Here is an 18,561-nt window from a genome sequence, read left to right as displayed (position 1 = left end):
CAAAATCCCTATATTCGGGGAGCGCCATCGAGGGCTGATTCGCACGGAATCTGATCTCCGAAGACATGGCTTCAAAACCTGGAAAGACCTATAGCCGCATGACCGATTTGCCTGAAACCGAAGCCGGCGCAAACGCCGAATATGGTGCCGATTCCATCAAGGTCCTGAAGGGTCTCGATGCCGTCCGCAAGCGGCCAGGCATGTATATCGGCGATACCGACGACGGTTCCGGTCTGCACCACATGGTCTACGAAGTCGTCGACAATGCCATTGACGAAGCCTTGGCCGGTCATGCCGATATCGTCACCGTGACGCTGAACCCCGATGGTTCGGTGACGGTCACCGACAACGGCCGCGGCATCCCGACCGACATCCATACCGGGGAGGGGATTTCAGCGGCGGAAGTGATCATGACGCAGCTGCACGCCGGCGGTAAGTTCGACCAGAATTCCTACAAGGTCTCCGGTGGCCTGCACGGCGTCGGCGTCTCGGTCGTCAATGCGCTCTCGGTCAAGCTCAAGCTCAAGATCAAGCGCCAGGGCAAGATCCACGAAATCAACTTCACGCATGGTGTTGCGGACGCGCCGCTGGCCGTCATCGGCGACAGCAACGGCGAGACCGGCACGGAAGTCACCTTCCTGCCGAGCACCGAAACCTTCACCATGATCGAATTCGACTACGGCACGCTGGAACACCGGTTGCGCGAACTCGCCTTCCTGAATTCCGGCGTTCGCATCCTGCTTACCGACAAGCGCCATTCCGATATCCGCCAGGACGAGATGATCTATGACGGCGGCCTTGAAGCATTCGTCGCCTATCTCGACCGGGCAAAGAAGCCGCTGGTCTCCAAGCCTGTCGCGATCCGCGGCGAAAAGGACGGCATTACCGTCGAAGTCGCGATGTGGTGGAACGACAGCTACCACGAGAACGTGCTCTGCTTCACCAACAACATTCCGCAGCGCGACGGCGGCACCCATATGGCCGGCTTCCGTGGCGCACTGACTCGCCAGATCGTCTCCTACGCCGACAGTTCCGGCATCATGAAGAAGGAAAAGGTAACGCTGACCGGTGACGACTGCCGTGAAGGGTTGACGGCGGTTCTCTCGGTCAAGGTGCCGGATCCGAAATTCTCCTCGCAGACCAAGGACAAGCTGGTCTCCTCGGAAGTCCGCCCGGTCGTCGAAAGCCTCGTCAACGAGGCGCTCAGCGTCTGGCTGGAAGAACATCCGGGCGATGCGAAAATCCTCGTCGGCAAGGTCGTCGAGGCGGCCGCCGCTCGCGAAGCGGCGCGCAAGGCGCGCGAACTGACACGCCGCAAGGGTGCGCTCGATATCTCTTCGCTGCCGGGAAAACTGGCCGATTGCTCCGAACGGGATCCGGCCAAGTCGGAACTGTTCCTGGTCGAAGGGGACTCCGCAGGCGGCTCGGCCAAGCAGGGCCGCTCGCGCGAAAACCAAGCCATCCTGCCGCTGCGCGGCAAGATCCTCAATGTCGAGCGGGCCCGCTTCGACAAGATGCTGTCGAGCCAGGAAATCGGCACGCTGATCACGGCGCTCGGCACCTCGATCGGCAAGGACGAGTTCAACCCCGAAAAGCTGCGCTACCACAAGATCATCATCATGACCGATGCCGACGTGGACGGCGCCCACATCAGGACATTGCTTTTGACCTTCTTCTTCCGGCAGATGCCGGAACTGATCGAGCGCGGCCACCTCTATATTGCCCAGCCGCCGCTCTATAAGGTCGCGCGCGGCAAGTCGGCTCAGTACCTGAAGGACGAGAAGGCCCTGGAGGAATATCTGATCTCCATGGGTCTCGAGGACGCCGCGCTTGAGCTGGGCTCCGGCGAAGTACGAGTGGGCCAGGACCTACGCGAAGTGATCGTCGATGCGCTGCGCCTGCGGACGCTCGTCGAAAGCCTGCATTCGCGCTACAGCCGCTCCGTCGTCGAACAGGCAGCGATTGCGGGAGCGCTCAATCCGGAACTCAACAATAACCAGGCGCAGTCGGAGGCAACGGCCGCGGAGGTCGCCAAGCGTCTCGATCTCATTGCCGAAGAAACGGAACGCGGCTGGACGGCTGTCGTCGCCGTTGACGGGGGCCTGCGCTTCGAGCGCATGGTGCGCGGCGTCAAGGAAGTGGCTTCGCTCGACATGGCGCTGATCGGCTCTTCGGACGCGCGTCACATCGATCAGCTGACCCCGCGCCTTAAGGAGATTTATGGCCATCCGCCGACGCTGCGCCGCAAGGACGGTGCCTTGGAAATAAGCGGCCCGCGTGCCCTGCTCGACGCGATCTTCGCCAGCGGCCGCAAGGGCCTGTCGATGCAACGCTACAAGGGCCTCGGCGAGATGAATGCCGAACAGCTCTGGGAGACGACGCTCGATCCGAACGTCCGGTCGCTGCTGCAGGTCAGGGTCGCCGATGCGACGGATGCCGATGGTCTGTTCTCGCGCCTGATGGGCGATGAGGTCGAGCCCCGCCGCGATTTCATCCAGGAAAACGCGCTGAGCGTCGCCAATCTCGATATCTGATCCGGGCGATCAAATTACTGGAACGCAAAACCACGCCTCCGCAAGAAGGCGTGGTTTTCTTTTTTCAACGATTACTCGGCGACAAAGGTGCCGTTGAAGGCAATTTCGGCGAGTGGCCGGCGCGGGCTGGGCGTCTCGCGCGCCTGCAAATAGTCCGGCAACTGCGCCTTGTCGCCAGGACGACCGATAGCGGCAGCCGCCTCGACACGGTAGCCGTCCGGAATGCCGAGGATCTCGATGGCCTTGTCGAAATGCAGTCCTGTCATGCCGTGCGCCTGGAACCCGAGAAGCTGGGCCTGATGGGCGATCGCGCTCCAAGCCGCGCCCACGTCGAAGCTGTGGCTGTAGGAGAGGCTTGGCTCGGATGCGCCCGGCGCGGTGAAATGGGTCTTGGAAATGAAGATGACGAGAGCGGACGCGGATTTTGCCCAACTCTGGTTGAACTCGTTGAGGATCGGGAGGAGCTTGTCCCACTGTTCGGTGCCGCGGAGCGCATAGACGAAGCGCCAGGGCTGTGAGTTGTAGGCCGACGGCGCCCAGCGGCCAGCTTCGAGGATCGTCAGGAGTTCGGCTTGCGAGATGGTCTCATTGGTGAAAGCGCGTGGCGACCAACGGTTCAGAAAGCTTGGCTCGATTGGATAATCGGCCTGGCGGTAGTTGCTGGAGATGGTCATGGCAAAATCCTGTCTTGGGAGGTCAGAAGTTTTGTGGGAGGTTCGATATAACGGGCACAGTCGGTATATAGGGATCGGCCGCTGGCGCGCTAGACCCCGGTTTTGAGATGGATCGTTTCCATTCTGGCGACAACGCGTTGAACTGGGCAGCTGCGGCGCGATCCGAAAGAATCGGTGTTCTGGCCATTGTGGAACGACCGAAAAAAGTTGTATAAGTTCTGTAGATTTTCAAAAACGAGGGAATGCCGCTGATGACCGTCACGTTGAAAGACCCTTCCTTGTTCCGCCAGGCGGCTCTTGTTGGCGAGAGCTGGATCGAGGCCGATCCCAAGAATGCGATCGAGGTGAACAATCCCGCCACCGGCGAGATCATCGGCCTGGTGCCGAAGCTCGGGGCGGCCGAGACGAAGGCGGCGATCGAGGCGGCAAGGATCGCCCAGAAGGGCTGGGCTGCCCGCACCGCCAAGGACCGCTGCGCTGTTCTGCGCAAATGGTACGAGCTGATGATCGACAACAAGGACGATCTCGGCCGCATCCTGACACTCGAACAGGGCAAGCCGCTGGCGGAAGCCACCGGCGAGATCGTCTATGGCGCAAGCTTCATCGAATGGTTCGCCGAAGAGGGCCGCCGCATCTATGGCGACATGATCCCGGGCCACCAGCCGGACAAGCGCATCCTGGTGATGAAGCAGCCGATCGGCGTCGTCGCGGCGATCACGCCGTGGAACTTCCCGAATGCGATGATCACCCGCAAGGCGGGTCCGGCCTTCGCCGCCGGTTGCGCCATGGTGTTGAAACCCGCGGCACAGACGCCGTTTTCGGCGATCGCCATCGCGATTCTTGCCGAGCGCGCGGGCCTGCCGAAGGGCCTCTTTTCCGTCATCACGGGCTCGGCCCGCGAGATCGGCGGCGAGATGACGTCGAACCCGGTGGTACGCAAGCTGACTTTCACCGGTTCGACCGAGGTCGGCACCGAACTCTACAAGCAGAGCGCACCGACCATCAAGAAACTCGGCCTAGAGCTCGGCGGCAATGCGCCGTTCATCGTTTTCGACGATGGCGATCTTGATGCGGCGGTCGAAGGCGCGCTGATCGCCAAATACCGCAACAACGGCCAGACTTGCGTTTGCGCCAACCGTATTTATGTGCAGGACGGCGTCTATGATGCCTTTGCCCAAAAGCTGGCAGCGGCAGTCGGCAAGCTGAAGACCGGCAACGGCTTCGACGAAGGCGTAATCCTCGGGCCGCTGATCGACAAGGCAGCGCTCGCCAAGGTCGAGGAGCATATTGCCGATGCGACGGCCAAGGGCGCGCGCATCCTGCAGGGCGGCAAGAAGCATGCGCTCGGCGGCACCTTCTTCGAGGCGACGATCCTGGCCGACGTTACCAGGGATATGGCGGTGGCGCGCGAGGAGACCTTCGGGCCCCTGGCGCCGCTGTTCCGCTTCAAGGACGAAGCCGACGTCATCGAGCAGGCCAATGACACCGAGTTCGGCCTCGCCTCCTATTTCTACGCCAAGGATCTCGCCCGCGTCTTCCGCGTCGCCGAGGCCCTGGAATACGGAATGGTCGGCGTCAATACCGGGCTGATCTCCACCGCGGAAGCGCCGTTCGGCGGCGTCAAGCTCTCCGGCCTCGGCCGCGAGGGCTCGAAATACGGCATCGAGGAGTTCACCGAAATCAAATATGTCTGCCTCGGTGGCATCGCTTGACCGTAGTCCTCTGAAACGGGCGAGGCCGGCTGGAGAAATCCTGCCGGCCTTTCCATTTTCCGGATGACCAGAATTTGCGGGCCGGCATCGACGGAAATCGCTTCACAGGCCTTGCAGCAGCGTTTTAAGTAGCAGCGACAGCCGCAAGGAGAGACGATGATGCCCGCCCCGAAAAACACCTTCAAGGCCGCGATTCGTGAGGACCGCTTCCAGCTCGGTTTGTGGGTTGCGTTGGCAAGTCCCTACGCCGCCGAAATCGTCGCCGGCAGCGGCTATGACTGGCTGCTGATCGACGGCGAACATGGGCCGAACGACATTCCGCTCCTGTCGTCGCAGATCCAGGCAGTTGCCCGCTCGGCGAGCCATCCGATCGTGCGGCTGCCGGTCGGCGAGACCTGGATGATCAAGCAGATCCTCGATACCGGAGCGCAGACACTGCTGATACCGATGGTCGAGAGCGTCGAACAGGCACAGGCGCTGGTCCGGGCGGTGCGCTATCCGCCGCACGGCGTGCGCGGCGTCGGCGCCGCGCTCGGCCGGGCATCACAATTCAGTCGCATCGGCGATTATCTCGAGACGGCGAATGAGGAAATCTGCCTCATCGTCCAGATCGAAAGCCGGGCAGGCCTGGCGGCCCTTGACGAGATTGCCGCGCTGGACGGGATCGACGGGCTGTTCATCGGTCCATCCGATCTCGCAGCCGACATGGGCTATCTCGGCCAGCCTGGTCATCCGGCGGTGACCGCCGCCATCAAGGACGCATTCGAGCGAATCAGGAAAGCCGGCAAGGCCCGCGGCATCATGACCCTCAGCCTGGATCAGGCGCGCCACTATCGCGAGCTTGGCGCGGACTTCATGGCGATCGGAACCGACGTGACGCTTCTTGTCAGCGCCACCGCCAAGCTGCGCGAGGACTTTCTGGCCGGCGGCGAGAGTAAAGCCAAGCCGGTCGCCGGCTACTGATCATCGGTTCCCGGCGATCGCCGCCAGTCGTGGCATGGCGACATCCGGGCTCCAGGCCCGGAAATCGGCAATCCGCCGGACGATTTTTTCGGCGTGATGATTGGCGATGTCGGCAAGCCGGTGCTCGAGGAACGGGTTGCGGAACCGGTCGAGCGTCAGGGCCACATAGTCGGCCGCCTCCCGACCAAGCCCTTTGGCGGCAAAGCCGGGAATGACTTCGGTGGCGTAGATGTCCATCAATGTCGCGGCGACATCTGCGTCGCGCAGCATGTCCTTTACCGTCTCGTCCCGTGGACGCTCGGTTTTCAGCCAGATGTCGGCAAGCACGGTATGACCGAGGTTGAGAATGTGCAGTTTGAGCTTTTCATAGGGCGTCAGGTCGTCGACCAGATGGATTGACGGGTGCGTACACGGCACCGACAGTCCCGGCTGGCTTTCGATCGCCCACAGCGCATAGGGTTCCGCGATGGCACCGGCCGGTTCCAGCGGCTCTGAAACGATGCGGTCGACAAGGGTATTGCCCCAGACAACGGCTGACGACGACAGCCACTTTTCGAAATCGGCATCGCCGATCCGCTCGGCTTGAAGGCGCAGAATGACCTCCTTCAGCCTGTCGCCGTTGCGGGCAATCAGCTCGCAGGGAAGAACCGTTAGCGGTCTGCCGCCTGCGACGAATCGGGCATGGAGCAGCAGGAGCAGTTTTCCGGGGAAGGACGGGGGGATCGCCGTGTCGGGTTTTCCGCTTTCCACATCGTAGCCGGTGTCGCCGGTATTCGAGATGAGTATCTCCGCCTCCTCGGCGACGATCCGTTGCACGTCCTGCCAATCGCTGGCGGTCGACAGGGCGCGCGCGACGCTGGTCACCTGTTGTCTCCGGTCGATTTCGACGCCATCGGCAAGGCCGCGGATGATTACCGGAAATCCCTGCGGCGCCGCCAGCGCGTTCAGCCGTCCCGCCCGCTCCGCCGAGCCGGTTGTCTGGACAATGGTGATCTTACCGATGGCATTGCCCGCCTCCAGCGCTTCACTGATGAAGAGATCGGCATGCGCCTGCAGGAAGCGGCTGGTTCCAAATTGGACGATCGGTGTCGGCATATCTGATGAATCCGGCTATTGAATTGATTGGAGCAGGGTTTCGCGGGCGGACCGCAGATGTCGCTTGCAGGCGGCTTCGATCTGCGCCACGTCGCGTGTCTTCAGCGCTGCGATATAGGCGAGGTGTTCCTCCAGCGCCCTGGCGTTGCGTTCGCGCGCATTCGTCTTGTTCCACTGGTAGTGGTAGTGGAAGACGATGGCGATGATATCGTAGAAATCGACGATGAAGCGGTTGCTCGACGACTTGTGCACCAGCAGGTGGAAGCGTTCGTCCAGTTCGGAGAAATCGCGGTAGCGGCTGTCGATGTCAGCGAGGATTTCGTGGTGCAGCGCCTCGATCCGCTCCAGCTCCTGCCAGGCCGGATGATCGGCATCAAGAGCGGCGAAACTTGCCGCGGAACGCAGCTCGAACATTTCGCGCACTTCGGTCAGTTCCAGCGCAAATTCGCGGGTGAAACCTTTCAGGATCCAGTGACTGTTCGGCCGTTTCTCGATCAGTCCGAAGCGGCTGAAGCGGATGAGGAACTCGCGCACGCTGGTCGTGCCGGTGCCGATATCGCGCGCCAGCTCCAGCTCGTTGATCTGCATGCCGGGCTCGGCACCGCCGGCAAGAATCCGGCGCATGAAGCTGCGCTCGATGATTTCGGACAGCGAATCGGTTTCCTCGGCCGGGTAGTAATCCTCGGCCTTCGGATGCCGCAGGACCACCTTTGCCCGCTTGTCCCAGGCGATCAGCTGCAGCTCTTCCATGCGCGTCAGGATCGCCCGGATGGTCGTGCGGCTGACCCCGATCGTCGCGCCCAGTTCCGGCTCGGATGGCAGGGCGGAGGTTTCCGCGAGCAGCTTGAGGCAGCGGTTGAAGGCGTCCTTGAAGACGGTGTTCTGTTTCGCCATGATTTTGCCGGCCGGATAGGGGTTTCTGTCGATCGAACCGGAGATGCCCGGTTCGGCTAGGGAAGGCTCTCTATCTGGTCCGTCCGGCCCTGTCTCGGCTCGATATTCGAAGTTTCATGGTGTTTCGGTCCCTGTTTTTGTTTTTGATGCGGTCGTTGCCTTTTTGCTGCGACCTGGTCTGATGCATAATACCCATTGACGGCGAACTGTCTATTGTAGATAAAAGACAAAAATGAGTGAGCGCGCTCGCTCAAACAAAAACCGTCAAGGGAGATACCAAGGGTGACCGCACCTTCCTTCATCGTTTTGTCGCCGGAAGACAATGTGGCCGTCGCGTCGCTCGCCATCGAGCCGGGCGGCGAGTTGCCGGATGGCGTGCGTGCCGCAGCCAGGATCGATCCCGGGCACAAGGTGGCGATCCATTCGGTTCCGGCCGGTGAGCCGGTGGTGAAGTACGGCCAGGCGATCGGCCGCGCGACCGTCGATATCGCGCCGGGCGACCACGTCCATTCGCACAATCTCGCCTTTGACCAGGACCGCCTGTCGATCGGCGCGCCGGTGCCGCCGGAGGCCGCCAGCGCTGCCGACAAGGCGCGCACCTTCATGGGCTATCGCCGCGCCGACGGCCGCGCCGCGACGCGCAATTTCATCGGCATCATCGCCAGCGTCAACTGTTCCACCACGGTCTGTCGCGCCATTGCCGAGCAGGCCAACCGGACCATCCTGCCGCGCTATGACGGCATCGACGGCTTCGTTCCGATCGTTCATGATCAGGGCTGCGGCATGAGCTCGACCGGCGATGGCATGAAGAACCTGCATCGGACGCTGGCCGGCTACACCCGCCATGTGAATTTCGGCGGGGTGCTGATGGTCGGCCTTGGCTGCGAGGTCAACCAGCTGACCCTTTACGGCCAGAGCGGTTCCGGCGCCGGAAAACGCCATTTCAACATTCAGGATGCCGGCGGCTCGCGCCGCGCCGTCGCTCGGGCGATCGGCGTGCTCGAAGAGATCGCCCAGGAAGTCGGAACCGCCAAACGCATCCCGATTCCCGTCGGCGAAATCATCGTCGGCCTGCAATGCGGCGGTTCGGACGGGCTGTCCGGCATCACCGCAAATCCGGCGCTCGGGGCGGCGGTCGATATCCTGGCCGGCGCCGGTGGTACGGCGATCCTGTCGGAAACCTCGGAAATCTATGGCGCCGAGCATCTGCTGCGCAGCCGCGCGGTGAATGAGGAGGTGGCGCAGAAGCTGGACGGGCTGATCTCCTGGTGGGAACGCTACGTCGAGATGCACGGCGCTTCGCTCGACAACAATCCGTCACCCGGCAACAAGCGCGGCGGCCTGACCACCATCCTCGAAAAATCGCTCGGTGCGGTGGCCAAGGGCGGCCGCTCGCCGCTGACTGCGGTCTATCACTATGCCGAGCGGGTTACCGAACACGGTCTCGTGTTCATGGATACGCCCGGCTACGACCCCGTATCGGCAACCGGCCAGGTCGCTGGTGGCGCCAATGTGATCACGTTCACGACCGGCCGCGGCAGCTGTTTCGGCTCCCGCCCCTGTCCCTCCATCAAGCTGACGAGCAACACGGCGCTTTATCGCGCCATGGAGGAGGACATGGATATCGATTGCGGCACCATTGCGACCGGGGATTCGACGATCGCCGGCAAGGGCCGCGAGATCTTCGACCTGATCATCGATACCGCGTCCGGAAGGAAGACCAAGAGCGAACTGTTCGGCTACGGCGACAATGAATTCGTGCCCTGGCACCTGGGCGCGACACTCTGACGGAAGCAGCCGTCGGAGGGAGGAGAGGGTTGATGCAGACAAGAAGGATCGGTCGGACGGATCTGTCCGTTACCGAATACAGTTTCGGCACCGCGCCGCTCGGCGGGATGTATCGCGCCTGCCCGCGCGAGGCGGCGATGGAAACGCTGGCTGCGGCCTGGGATGCGGGCCTGCGGTTTTTCGATACGGCACCCTGGTATGGGTTTGGCCTGGCCGAGAGACGGGTCGGGGATTTCCTGCGGGACAAGCCCAAGGGCAGTTATGTGCTGTCGACGAAGGTCGGCCGCCTGCAACGCCCGGTCGCAGATGACAAGGTGCCAAGCTACGGTTTCGTCGATCCGCTGCCGTTCGACACCGACTACGACTATTCCTACGACGGGATCATGCGCTCGGTCGATTTCAGTTATGCCCGGCTTGGCCTGAACCGCATCGATATCCTCTTCGTGCACGACATCGGCGTCTATACGCACGGCGCCGAGCGCAACCGCGTCTTTCTGCGCCAGCTGTTCGATGGCGGCCTCAAGGCGCTGGAGGAGCTGAAATCGAGCGGCGCGATTTCTGCCTATGGTCTTGGCGTCAATGAAGTCCCCGTCTGCCTGGATGTCATGCAAGAGGCGGATCTCGACTGCATCCTGCTTGCCGGGCGCTACACGCTGCTCGACCGCACTGCCACCGCCGCACTGTTGCCGCTGTGCGAAAAAAAGAAAACCTCGCTGGTGGTTGGCGGCGTTTTCAATTCAGGTATTCTGGCGACAGGTCCGGTGGAAGGATCACATTTCGACTATATGCCGGCAAACCGGGAGGTTCTGGACAAGGTGGGTGCGCTGGAGAGGATCGCGCAGTCGCAAGGGCTGCCGCTTGCGGCACCCGCCATCCAGTTTCCGCTCCAGAATCCGATGGTTGCCTCGGTTCTGCTCGGAACGGCAAAGCCGTCGAGCCTGACACGCAATATGGAATTGACCGAACGGCGCCTGCAGCCGGCCGACTTTAAGCCCTACGACGCCCATACGCTGGTCGCGCCCGAGCTGGGAACGGAAGCTGTTCGAGTTTAGCCGGATCACGAAAGGGAAAGCGGAATGCTGAAGGGAATACATCCATTGCTCGGACCGGACCTGCTTCACGCGATCCGCACAATGGGCCATGGCGACGAGATCGTGGTCGGCGACGCCAATTTTCCGGCCAGCAGCATGGGGCCGAAGGTCGTGAGGGCCGATGGGGTCGACGCACTGGGCATCACGGAGGCGATCCTTGCGCATATGCCGCTCGATACCTTCGCCGACGAAGCCGCCTGGCGCATGGAGGTTGTCGGCGATCCGGCGGCAGAGCCGGAGGTCTGCGTCGAGTTCCAGCAGCTGGTTCACAAGCTTTCCGGCGACTTCAAGGTCGTGCCGGTCGAGCGCTTCGCCTTCTATGAGCGGGCGCGCAAGGCCGTCTATATCGTCGCGACAACGGAGTTTCGGCTTTATGGGAACATTATCCTGAAAAAGGGCGTCGTCCATCCGGAAGAACTATACCGGGTGTAGAGCCTGCAAATACCGGCCCGGGAGGTGGCCGATTCATCGTTATGGTGAAAAAACAAAGACTTGGCGCCGAGAGGAAATCAATGCACAAGGATTTGAACCGCCGCTTGCAATTTCAAAATTGCTGAGATAGCTTGCCAGAGTAAAATGTTTTTTATCGATAAAAGATCGATCCGCATGCGTCTTGCGGGTCGATGAGGAGAACTCAACAAGACGCTGTTGGAGGAGAACAACACCATGACCCTTATGAAGCATATCCTGTCGCGCCGCGCTTTCACCAGCCTTGCTGGTGCTGCCGTGTTTGCCACCATGATGCCGATGACCTCGTTCGCCCAGGACGTCACCATTCCGATCATCGTCAAGGACACCACGTCCTTCTACTGGCAGATCGTTCTGGCCGGCGCCCGGGCTGCCGGCAAGGATCTCGGCGTCAACGTGCCGGAACTCGGCGCGCAGTCGGAATCCGACATCAATGGCCAGATCAGCATCCTCGAAAATGCCGTTGCCGGCTCGCCTGCGGCCGTCGTCATTTCGCCGACGGAATTCAAGGCGCTTGGTAAGCCGATCGACGAAGCCGCTAAGTCCGTTCCGATCATCGGCATCGATTCCGGCGCAGACTCGAAGGCTTTCACCTCGTTCCTGACCACCGACAACACCCAGGGCGGCCGTATCGCTGCTGACGGTCTTGCCGCCGCGATCAAGGAAGCAACCGGCAAGGAAGAGGGCGAAATCGCCATCATCACCAGCCTGCCGGGTGTTGGCTCGCTCGATCAGCGCCATAATGGCTTCATGGAACAGATCGCCGCGAAATATCCGGGCCTCAAGGTCGTTGCCGACAAATATGCCGACGGCCAGGCGACCACCGGCCTCAACATGATGACCGATCTGATCACCGCCAACCCGAACCTCGTCGGCGTCTTTGCCTCCAACCTGATCATGGCGCAGGGTGTCGGCCAGGCGATCGCTGAAAACAAGCTCGGCGACAAGATCAAGGTCATCGGCTTCGACAGCGACGAAAAGACGGTCGGCTTCCTCAAGGAAGGCGTGCTCGCCGGCCTCGTCGTCCAGGATCCTTATCGCATGGGCTATGACGGCATCAAAACCGCGCTGGCTGCTTCCAAGAAGGAAAAGGTCGAAGCCAATGTCGATACCGGCGCAAACCTGGTGACCAAGGCCAACATGGCCGACCCGAAGATCGACGCCCTTCTGAACCCGAAGGTCAACTGATCCCAAGACAGGACGGCAGGACGATAACCGTCGGGCAACTGTCCTGCCGCCCGCCGCAGATTGCGATACTGACCTGCTCAGGCTGAAATTTCGGCCTGAAGCAGGTTTTCGGGTCCAGGAGGAGGAGCCGCCATGACAGGACTATATGACGTCAGCCACCGGCACGAGGAAGGCGCGGCGACGGTTGCCAGGCATCCCGTTCCGAAAGGGCAGCCGATTCTTGAACTGCGCGGCCTGCAGAAGAAATACGGTGCCGTCGAGGCCTTGAAACCGGCCAGCTTGACGTTCCTCTGCGGCGAAATCCACGCCATCGTCGGCGAAAACGGCGCCGGCAAGTCGACGCTGATCAAGCTCTTGACCGGTGTGATCCGGCGAACATCCGGCGAGGTTTTCTGGTGCGGCCAGCCCGTCCAGCTTTCGAACCCGACGGAAGCGATTGCACGCGGCATCAATGCCGTGCATCAGGAAGTCGTGCTCTGCCCGCACCTGAGCGTCGCTGCCAACATGTTTCTCGGCGACGAGATGAACAACAACGGGCTGATGCGCAAGGGCGCCATGACGGCTGCGGCGCAGGCCGTGCTCAACGACCTCGGCTTCAACCTTCCGGCAGCGGCCACTCTTTCGAGCCTGACGATCGGCCAGCAGCAGCTTGTCGCCACCGCGCGCGCGGCGATGCGCGGCACGCAGTTCCTCATTTTTGACGAGCCGACCGCCTATCTCACCCGCCAGGAATCGGCGCAGCTGTTCCGTCTCATTCGCCGGCTCCAGGGCGAAGGCGTGACCATCGTCTATATCAGCCACCGTATGGAAGAGGTCTTCGAACTGGCCGATCGCGTCTCGGTGCTTCGCGACGGCACCCATGTCGGCACCCGCAAGATCAGCGAGACCAACGATGCCGAGCTGATCGCGCTGATGATCAATCGCACGATCGAGCAGATCTACCACAAGGAAACCCTGCCGATCGGCGCCACCATCCTTGAGACGCGCGGACTTACCGGTCCCGGTTTCGAGGATGTCTCGCTGTCGGTGCGGGCGGGCGAAATTGTCGGGCTCTACGGCCTGATCGGCGCCGGGCGCAGCGAATTCGCGCTCGGGCTCTATGGCCGCCAGCCGGTGAGGTCGGGTGAAATCTACTGGCAAGGCAAGAAGGTCGAGATCCGCAACGAGCGCCAGGCGATGAACCTTGGCATTGCGCTGGCGCCCGAAAGCCGCCGCGACCAGGGGCTCTGCCTGAACCTTCCGATCGGCCTCAACATCAATCTGCCGGTGTTCGATCGTCTCACCAGCGGTTTCACCATCAACCGCCGCCGCGAGATCGATAATGCCGATCGGCAGATCAGAGACCTGAAGATCAAGACGCCGACGCGGCGGGTGCTGGCCTCCGCCATGTCCGGTGGCAACCAGCAGAAGATCGTCATCGGCAAGTGGCTCAGCCACGGTGCCAAGCTGTTCATCTTCGACGAGCCGACGGTTGGCGTCGACGTCGGCACCAAGGCGGAAATCTACCGCCTGTTCGCCCGGCTGCTGGAACAGGGCGCCGGCATCATCCTGATCTCGTCCTATCTGCCGGAAGTCTACGAACTGGCCGACCGTCTGCATGTGTTCCGCCAGGGCAAGCTCGTCGCCAGCCACGGCTATCGCGGCGGCTCGCACGAGGACGTGTTGACCCAGGCGATCGGCGTTTGAAATCGTCAAAAGACCAGAAGAAAAATATGCGTGGAGGAAAATCATGACCGTTGAAGCGACGACAGAAGCGGCACCAGTGCCGAAAAGGGGCATGAACATCCTGTTCGGCCTGACCCTGCTTGGCCTCCTCTTGTTCCTCTGGCTGGTTCTGGGCTTTGCCACCAACAGCTTCTGGACCCCGAACAATATCAGCAACCTCCTGCGGCAGGGTGCGATGACGGCCATTCTCGCCGTCGGTCAGACCTTCGTCATCATCACCGCCGGCATCGACCTCTCCGTCGGTGCGGTGGTCGGTTTCGCCAGCGTCGCGGTCGCCTGGCTGCTCGCGGCCGGCGTGCCGCTCTGGCTGGCGATGATCATCACCTTGTTGATCGGCGTACTGATCGGTGCGTTCCACGCTTTCGGCATCGTGCGCATGGGCCTTCCGGCGTTCATCATCACGCTGGCGACCTTGACGTCGCTGCGCGGCATCGGCCTCCTGATCACCAACGGTTCGACGATCTCGATCACCAACGAAGCTTTCACGAATTTCTCGCGCGCCGATTTCCTCGGCGTTCCCAGCCTGTTCTGGATGGTCATCGTCGTCGCCATCCCCGCCTACGTCTTCCTTCACTTGAGCCGCTGGGGCCGTTATCTCTTCGCCGTCGGCTCCAACAGCGAAGCGGCGCGTCTGTCCGGCGTCAACGTCAACCGGACGATCTATCTCGCCTATATCCTCTCTTCCACCTGCGCTGCTTTTGTCGGCCTGCTGCTTGCCTCGCGCATCGGCATCGGCAACGCCACCCAGGCGGAAGGCTGGGAACTGCAGGCGATCGCTTCCTCGGTCATCGGCGGCACCAGCCTGTTCGGCGCGGTCGGATCGGTGCAGGGCCCGCTGCTTGGCGCCTTCATCCTGGCGACCATCAACAACGGTGCCAACCTTCTGAACGTCAACTCGTTCTGGCAACGCATCATCACCGGCGCGCTGATCATCATCATCGTCTATTTCGACCAGTTGCGCCGTCGCGGTTCGCGTTGACGGCCCTCACATCCGGCCGGCTGGCCCCGCCGGCCGGATGTCCCAAAACCACACCTAAGCTAAGGAACTGCCTGCCATGAAAGCGGCGATCTGCCCCGAGCCCGGGCGCCTCGAACTCACTGACCGGCCCACGCCGCCGGCACCGCCAAGGGGCTGGGCGCGACTTGCGGTCAGCCATGTCGGCATCTGCGGCACCGACTATCACATCTTCGAAGGCAAGCATCCGTATCTCGAATACCCCCGCGTCATGGGCCACGAGATCTCGGCGCGGGTGATCGAATCCGGCGAAGGAGTTTCGCTGGCGCCAGGCACGCCGGTGATCGTCAACCCCTATCTTTCCTGCGGAGCCTGCGTCGCCTGCCGCAAAGGCAAGCCGAACTGCTGCACGGCGATCAAGGTGCTGGGGGTTCATACCGACGGCGCCTTCTGCGAGGAAATCCTCGTGCCGGAGGAAAATCTTTATCCGGCTGGCGACCTGTCGCTGGAGGCGGCAGCGACCGTCGAGTTCCTGGCGATCGGTGCGCATGCCGTGCGTCGCTCGCTGGCGCCGGCCGGATCGCGGGCGCTGGTCATCGGGGCCGGACCCATCGGTCTTGGCACGGCGCTGTTTTCGCGTATCGCCGGGCACGAGGTGACGCTTCTCGATGCGAGCGCCGAGCGGCTGGCGATGGCCGCCGATCGGCTTTCCTTTGCCCATGGCATTCTCGCCGGCGACGGCGCGCTGGATGCAGTGCTGGCCGCGACGGGCGGCGATGGCTTCGATGTCGTTTTCGATGCCACCGGCTTCGGCGGCTCGATGGAAAAATCCTTTGCCTTCGTTGCCCATGGCGGCTGCCTGGTCTTCGTCAGTGTCGTCAAGGACGAAATCCGCTTCTCCGATCCAGAGTTCCACAAGCGCGAAATGATGCTGGTCGGCAGCCGTAACGCGACGCGGCAGGATTTCGAGCACGTGGCAGCCTCGATCCGCGCCGGCCATGTGCCGGTCGAAGCGCTGATCACGCATCGCACGACGCTCAATGACGTGGTGAGTGACCTGCCGCGCTGGGCGCATGAGAAGGCCGGGTTGATCAAGGCCGTGGTGAAGGTGTCACCTTGACGCGCATCGACGCCCACCAGCACTATTGGACCCTCGGCCTCGGCCACAATGATTGGCCGCCGCCGGAGCTTGCGGCGATTCATCGGGATTTCGCGCCGGGCGATCTGAGGCCGCATCTGGCGGCGGCGGGCATCAGCAAAACCGTACTGGTGCAGGCAGCGCCGAACCTTGCGGAAACCGAATTCCTGCTTGAGCTGGCAGAACGCGAAGAGACAGTCGCCGCCGTGGTTGGCTGGGTCGACGTGTGGTCGCCAACGGCACGTTCCGATTTGCAGCGGTTCAAGCGACACCCGAAGTTTCGCGGGATTCGCCCGATGCTGCAGGCCATCGCGGATACGCTTTCCATCCTCCAGCCAGAGCCGATCCGCACGCTCGACATGCTGCCGGAGCTTGGCCTGCGTTTCGATGCGCTCATCCAACCGCGCCACTTGCCCGTGATCGCGGCGCTCGCGGACCGCTTGCCCGATCTGCAGATGGTTATCGATCATGGCGCAAAACCCTTCATTGGCGCAGGGATCCTCGATCCCTGGCGCGCGGATATGGCGGCGATCGCCCGGCGGCCGCATGTCTGCGTCAAGCTCTCCGGACTGGTGACCGAAGCCGGCGGCGGCTGGACGGTGGATCAGCTGAAACCCTATGCCGGCCATCTTATCGAGGTCTTCGGGCCGCAGCGCGTGATGTTCGGCAGCGACTGGCCGGTCGTCAATCTCGACGCGAGCTACGAAAAATGGTGGATAGCCGCAAACGAACTGCTGCAGGACCTTGATGAAAGCGCACAGGAAGCTGTCTTCTCCACGAGTGCGGCGCGTTTCTATGGGATCGATGCTTGAGGGCAGGTTCGGACAAGCGACTTTACCTAGCGTCAAGCCTTCCATGGCAAGGTCTCTAGGGGCTTGCCACGCCGGGGAGGAGGCATATTTATTGCGTCGCACAAGAAAAGTGCTACTGTTTGCCTCGCTTGCGGACACGAAAAACACGAATGCAAGGTTGCGTCCGATTGGGAGCGGCATTGTCGTCTAGCTAACAAGGAGATCGCTTCCGATGTTTTACCAGCTTTACGAGCTCAATCACGCGATGATGGCTCCGTGGCGCGCTGCGGCTGATGCTATGCGGTTGGCCTATGCCAATCCGCTCAATCCCTTTGCCCATACCTATCTCGGCCGGGCGGCAGCCGCGGGCCTCGAGGTTTTCGAGCGAACGACCCGACGCTATGGCAAACCGGAATTCGGTCTGGCCGAAACGATCGTCGATGGCACGTCCGTGGCGGTTAATGAACGCGTCGTCTGGCGCCAGCCCTTCTGCAATCTCATCCATTTCGAACGGGCCGTGCCGAAAGGCAGGACGAGCGATCCCAGGGTGCTGATCGTCGCGCCGATGTCCGGGCACTATGCAACGTTGCTGCGCGGCACTGTCGAAGCGCTGCTGCCGCAATCGGATGTCTACATCACCGACTGGATCGATGCGCGGGTGGTGCCGCTGACCGAGGGCACCTTCGACCTCGACGACTATATCGAATATGTCATCGAGATGCTGCATTTCCTCGGCCCCGACACGCATGTGATCGCCGTCTGCCAGCCCGCGGTTCCGGTGCTAGCCGCGGTGGCGCTGATGGAAGCCGATAACGATCCGCTGTCGCCGTCCTCGATGACGCTGATGGGCGGCCCGATCGACACGCGCATCAACCCGACCTCGGTCAACCAGCTCGCCGAGGACAAGCCGATCACATGGTTCCGCGACAACGTCATCATGCCGGTGCCGTTCCCGCAGCCGGGCTTCATGCGTCCGGTCTATCCCGGCTTCCTGCAGCTTTCCGGCTTCATGTCGATGAATCTCGACCGCCATATGACGGCGACCAAGGAGTTTTTCGAGCACCTGGTCAAGAACGATGGCGACGCCGCCGAAAAGCACCGCGATTTCTACGATGAATACATGGCGGTCATGGACCTGACGGCCGAGTTCTACCTGCAGACGGTCGAGACCGTCTTCATGCGCCATGCCCTCCCGAAGGGCGAAATGATGCATCGCGGGCGCCCCGTCGATACAACGGCGATCCGCAAGGTCGCATTGCTCACGGTCGAAGGCGAGAACGACGATATTTCGGGCGTCGGCCAGACGAAGGCGGCACAGACGATCTGCACCAACATCCCGGAAAACATGCGGATGCACTACATGCAGCCGGATGTCGGTCACTACGGCGTCTTTAACGGATCGCGCTTCCGCCGCGAGATCGCGCCGCGCATCACCGCGTTCCAGCGCCAGCATGCTCGCAGCGCCAAGCCGTCGCTGCCGCGGATTATCAAGGGCGGAAAGAGCGCCTGATCCAGCCCCTATCGATTTCATCGATCAATATCAGC

At 62.0% G+C, this 18,561-nt stretch carries 15 protein-coding genes; 12 read left to right on the top strand and 3 right to left on the bottom strand.

From position 1 onward, the window contains the following. Positions 1-65: 65 nt before the first annotated feature. Positions 66-2,534: a DNA topoisomerase (ATP-hydrolyzing) subunit B gene (gene gyrB / locus A3AY_RS0118535; protein WP_420830328.1), complete on the top strand. Its 2,469-nt coding sequence runs from the start codon at positions 66-68 to the stop codon at positions 2,532-2,534. 71 nt (positions 2,535-2,605) lie between these two features. Here gyrB and A3AY_RS0118530 read toward each other — a convergent pair whose 3' ends face one another. Next, positions 2,606-3,208 carry a nitroreductase family protein gene (locus A3AY_RS0118530; RefSeq protein WP_018327164.1) on the bottom strand — a complete coding sequence of 201 codons (603 nt, stop codon included), beginning with the start codon at positions 3,206-3,208 and terminating at the stop codon, positions 2,606-2,608. 242 nt (positions 3,209-3,450) lie between these two features. Between A3AY_RS0118530 and gabD the strand changes: the two genes are divergently transcribed. Beyond that, positions 3,451-4,920, top strand: coding sequence for an NADP-dependent succinate-semialdehyde dehydrogenase (gene gabD, locus A3AY_RS0118525; RefSeq protein WP_018327163.1), 1,470 nt, complete (start codon positions 3,451-3,453; stop codon positions 4,918-4,920). Between the two features lie 159 nt (positions 4,921-5,079). Next, complete coding sequence (gene hpaI, locus A3AY_RS0118520) at positions 5,080-5,883, top strand: 4-hydroxy-2-oxoheptanedioate aldolase (RefSeq protein ID WP_026203588.1); 804 nt, start codon at positions 5,080-5,082, stop codon at positions 5,881-5,883. Here hpaI and A3AY_RS0118515 read toward each other — a convergent pair whose 3' ends face one another. Together A3AY_RS0118515 and A3AY_RS0118510 are read right to left on the bottom strand one after the other, a co-directional pair. Further along, positions 5,884-6,978: a mannitol dehydrogenase family protein gene (locus A3AY_RS0118515; RefSeq protein ID WP_018327161.1), complete on the bottom strand. Its 1,095-nt coding sequence runs from the start codon at positions 6,976-6,978 to the stop codon at positions 5,884-5,886. A gap of 15 nt (positions 6,979-6,993) precedes the next feature. After that, positions 6,994-7,872: a GntR family transcriptional regulator gene (locus A3AY_RS0118510; protein WP_018327160.1), complete on the bottom strand. Its 879-nt coding sequence runs from the start codon at positions 7,870-7,872 to the stop codon at positions 6,994-6,996. Positions 7,873-8,154: 282 nt separating this feature from the next. Between A3AY_RS0118510 and A3AY_RS0118505 the strand changes: the two genes are divergently transcribed. The 9 genes from A3AY_RS0118505 to phaZ all read left to right on the top strand — a co-directional run bounded on the left by A3AY_RS0118505 (position 8,155) and on the right by phaZ (position 18,526). Beyond that, a complete protein-coding gene (locus tag A3AY_RS0118505) occupies positions 8,155-9,660 on the top strand; it encodes a UxaA family hydrolase (RefSeq protein WP_018327159.1) in 1,506 nt (501 codons plus the stop codon). 32 nt (positions 9,661-9,692) lie between these two features. Continuing rightward, positions 9,693-10,712 carry an aldo/keto reductase gene (locus tag A3AY_RS0118500; protein WP_018327158.1) on the top strand — a complete coding sequence of 340 codons (1,020 nt, stop codon included), beginning with the start codon at positions 9,693-9,695 and terminating at the stop codon, positions 10,710-10,712. 24 nt (positions 10,713-10,736) lie between these two features. Further along, positions 10,737-11,183: an RbsD/FucU family protein gene (locus tag A3AY_RS0118495; RefSeq protein ID WP_018327157.1), complete on the top strand. Its 447-nt coding sequence runs from the start codon at positions 10,737-10,739 to the stop codon at positions 11,181-11,183. A gap of 234 nt (positions 11,184-11,417) precedes the next feature. Continuing rightward, on the top strand, positions 11,418-12,407 hold the full coding sequence (locus A3AY_RS0118490) for an ABC transporter substrate-binding protein (RefSeq protein WP_026203587.1): 990 nt from the start codon (positions 11,418-11,420) through the stop codon (positions 12,405-12,407). Positions 12,408-12,539: 132 nt separating this feature from the next. Next, entirely contained in the window at positions 12,540-14,093 is a 1,554-nt protein-coding gene (locus A3AY_RS0118485) for a sugar ABC transporter ATP-binding protein (RefSeq protein WP_018327155.1), read from the top strand. A gap of 43 nt (positions 14,094-14,136) precedes the next feature. Beyond that, positions 14,137-15,111, top strand: a complete 975-nt coding sequence (locus A3AY_RS0118480; protein WP_018327154.1) for an ABC transporter permease — start codon at positions 14,137-14,139, stop codon at positions 15,109-15,111. A gap of 76 nt (positions 15,112-15,187) precedes the next feature. Then, positions 15,188-16,207, top strand: a complete 1,020-nt coding sequence (locus tag A3AY_RS0118475; RefSeq protein WP_018327153.1) for a zinc-binding alcohol dehydrogenase family protein — start codon at positions 15,188-15,190, stop codon at positions 16,205-16,207. Further along, on the top strand, positions 16,204-17,037 hold the full coding sequence (locus A3AY_RS0118470; RefSeq protein ID WP_018327152.1) for an amidohydrolase family protein: 834 nt from the start codon (positions 16,204-16,206) through the stop codon (positions 17,035-17,037). The genes A3AY_RS0118475 and A3AY_RS0118470 overlap by 4 nt, the downstream gene beginning before the upstream one ends. A gap of 211 nt (positions 17,038-17,248) precedes the next feature. Continuing rightward, a complete protein-coding gene (phaZ, locus tag A3AY_RS0118465) occupies positions 17,249-18,526 on the top strand; it encodes a polyhydroxyalkanoate depolymerase (RefSeq protein WP_018327151.1) in 1,278 nt (425 codons plus the stop codon). The last annotated feature ends 35 nt before the right edge of the window (positions 18,527-18,561 follow it).

Source organism: Rhizobium giardinii bv. giardinii H152 (assembly GCF_000379605.1).
In the GTDB taxonomy this organism is placed as follows: Bacteria; Pseudomonadota; Alphaproteobacteria; order Rhizobiales; family Rhizobiaceae; genus Pararhizobium; species Pararhizobium giardinii.
The sequence above is the reverse complement of the archived record's forward strand: the minus strand, read 5'-3'. Positions and strand labels throughout refer to the sequence as shown.

Excerpts from the sequence above, each read along its gene's own strand:
- gyrB (WP_420830328.1), top strand. The coding sequence starts at position 66 with ATGGCTTCAAAACCTGGAAAGACCTATAGCCGCATGACCGATTTGCCT.
- hpaI (WP_026203588.1), top strand. The coding sequence starts at position 5,080 with ATGCCCGCCCCGAAAAACACCTTCAAGGCCGCGATTCGTGAGGACCGC.
- gabD (WP_018327163.1), top strand. The coding sequence starts at position 3,451 with ATGCCGCTGATGACCGTCACGTTGAAAGACCCTTCCTTGTTCCGCCAG.
- A3AY_RS0118485 (WP_018327155.1), top strand. The coding sequence starts at position 12,540 with ATGACAGGACTATATGACGTCAGCCACCGGCACGAGGAAGGCGCGGCG.
- phaZ (WP_018327151.1), top strand. The coding sequence starts at position 17,249 with ATGTTTTACCAGCTTTACGAGCTCAATCACGCGATGATGGCTCCGTGG.
- A3AY_RS0118480 (WP_018327154.1), top strand. The coding sequence starts at position 14,137 with ATGACCGTTGAAGCGACGACAGAAGCGGCACCAGTGCCGAAAAGGGGC.
- A3AY_RS0118475 (WP_018327153.1), top strand. The coding sequence starts at position 15,188 with ATGAAAGCGGCGATCTGCCCCGAGCCCGGGCGCCTCGAACTCACTGAC.
- A3AY_RS0118515 (WP_018327161.1), bottom strand. The coding sequence starts at position 6,978 with ATGCCGACACCGATCGTCCAATTTGGAACCAGCCGCTTCCTGCAGGCG.
- A3AY_RS0118510 (WP_018327160.1), bottom strand. The coding sequence starts at position 7,872 with ATGGCGAAACAGAACACCGTCTTCAAGGACGCCTTCAACCGCTGCCTC.
- A3AY_RS0118500 (WP_018327158.1), top strand. The coding sequence starts at position 9,693 with ATGCAGACAAGAAGGATCGGTCGGACGGATCTGTCCGTTACCGAATAC.
- A3AY_RS0118530 (WP_018327164.1), bottom strand. The coding sequence starts at position 3,208 with ATGACCATCTCCAGCAACTACCGCCAGGCCGATTATCCAATCGAGCCA.
- A3AY_RS0118490 (WP_026203587.1), top strand. The coding sequence starts at position 11,418 with ATGACCCTTATGAAGCATATCCTGTCGCGCCGCGCTTTCACCAGCCTT.
- A3AY_RS0118495 (WP_018327157.1), top strand. The coding sequence starts at position 10,737 with ATGCTGAAGGGAATACATCCATTGCTCGGACCGGACCTGCTTCACGCG.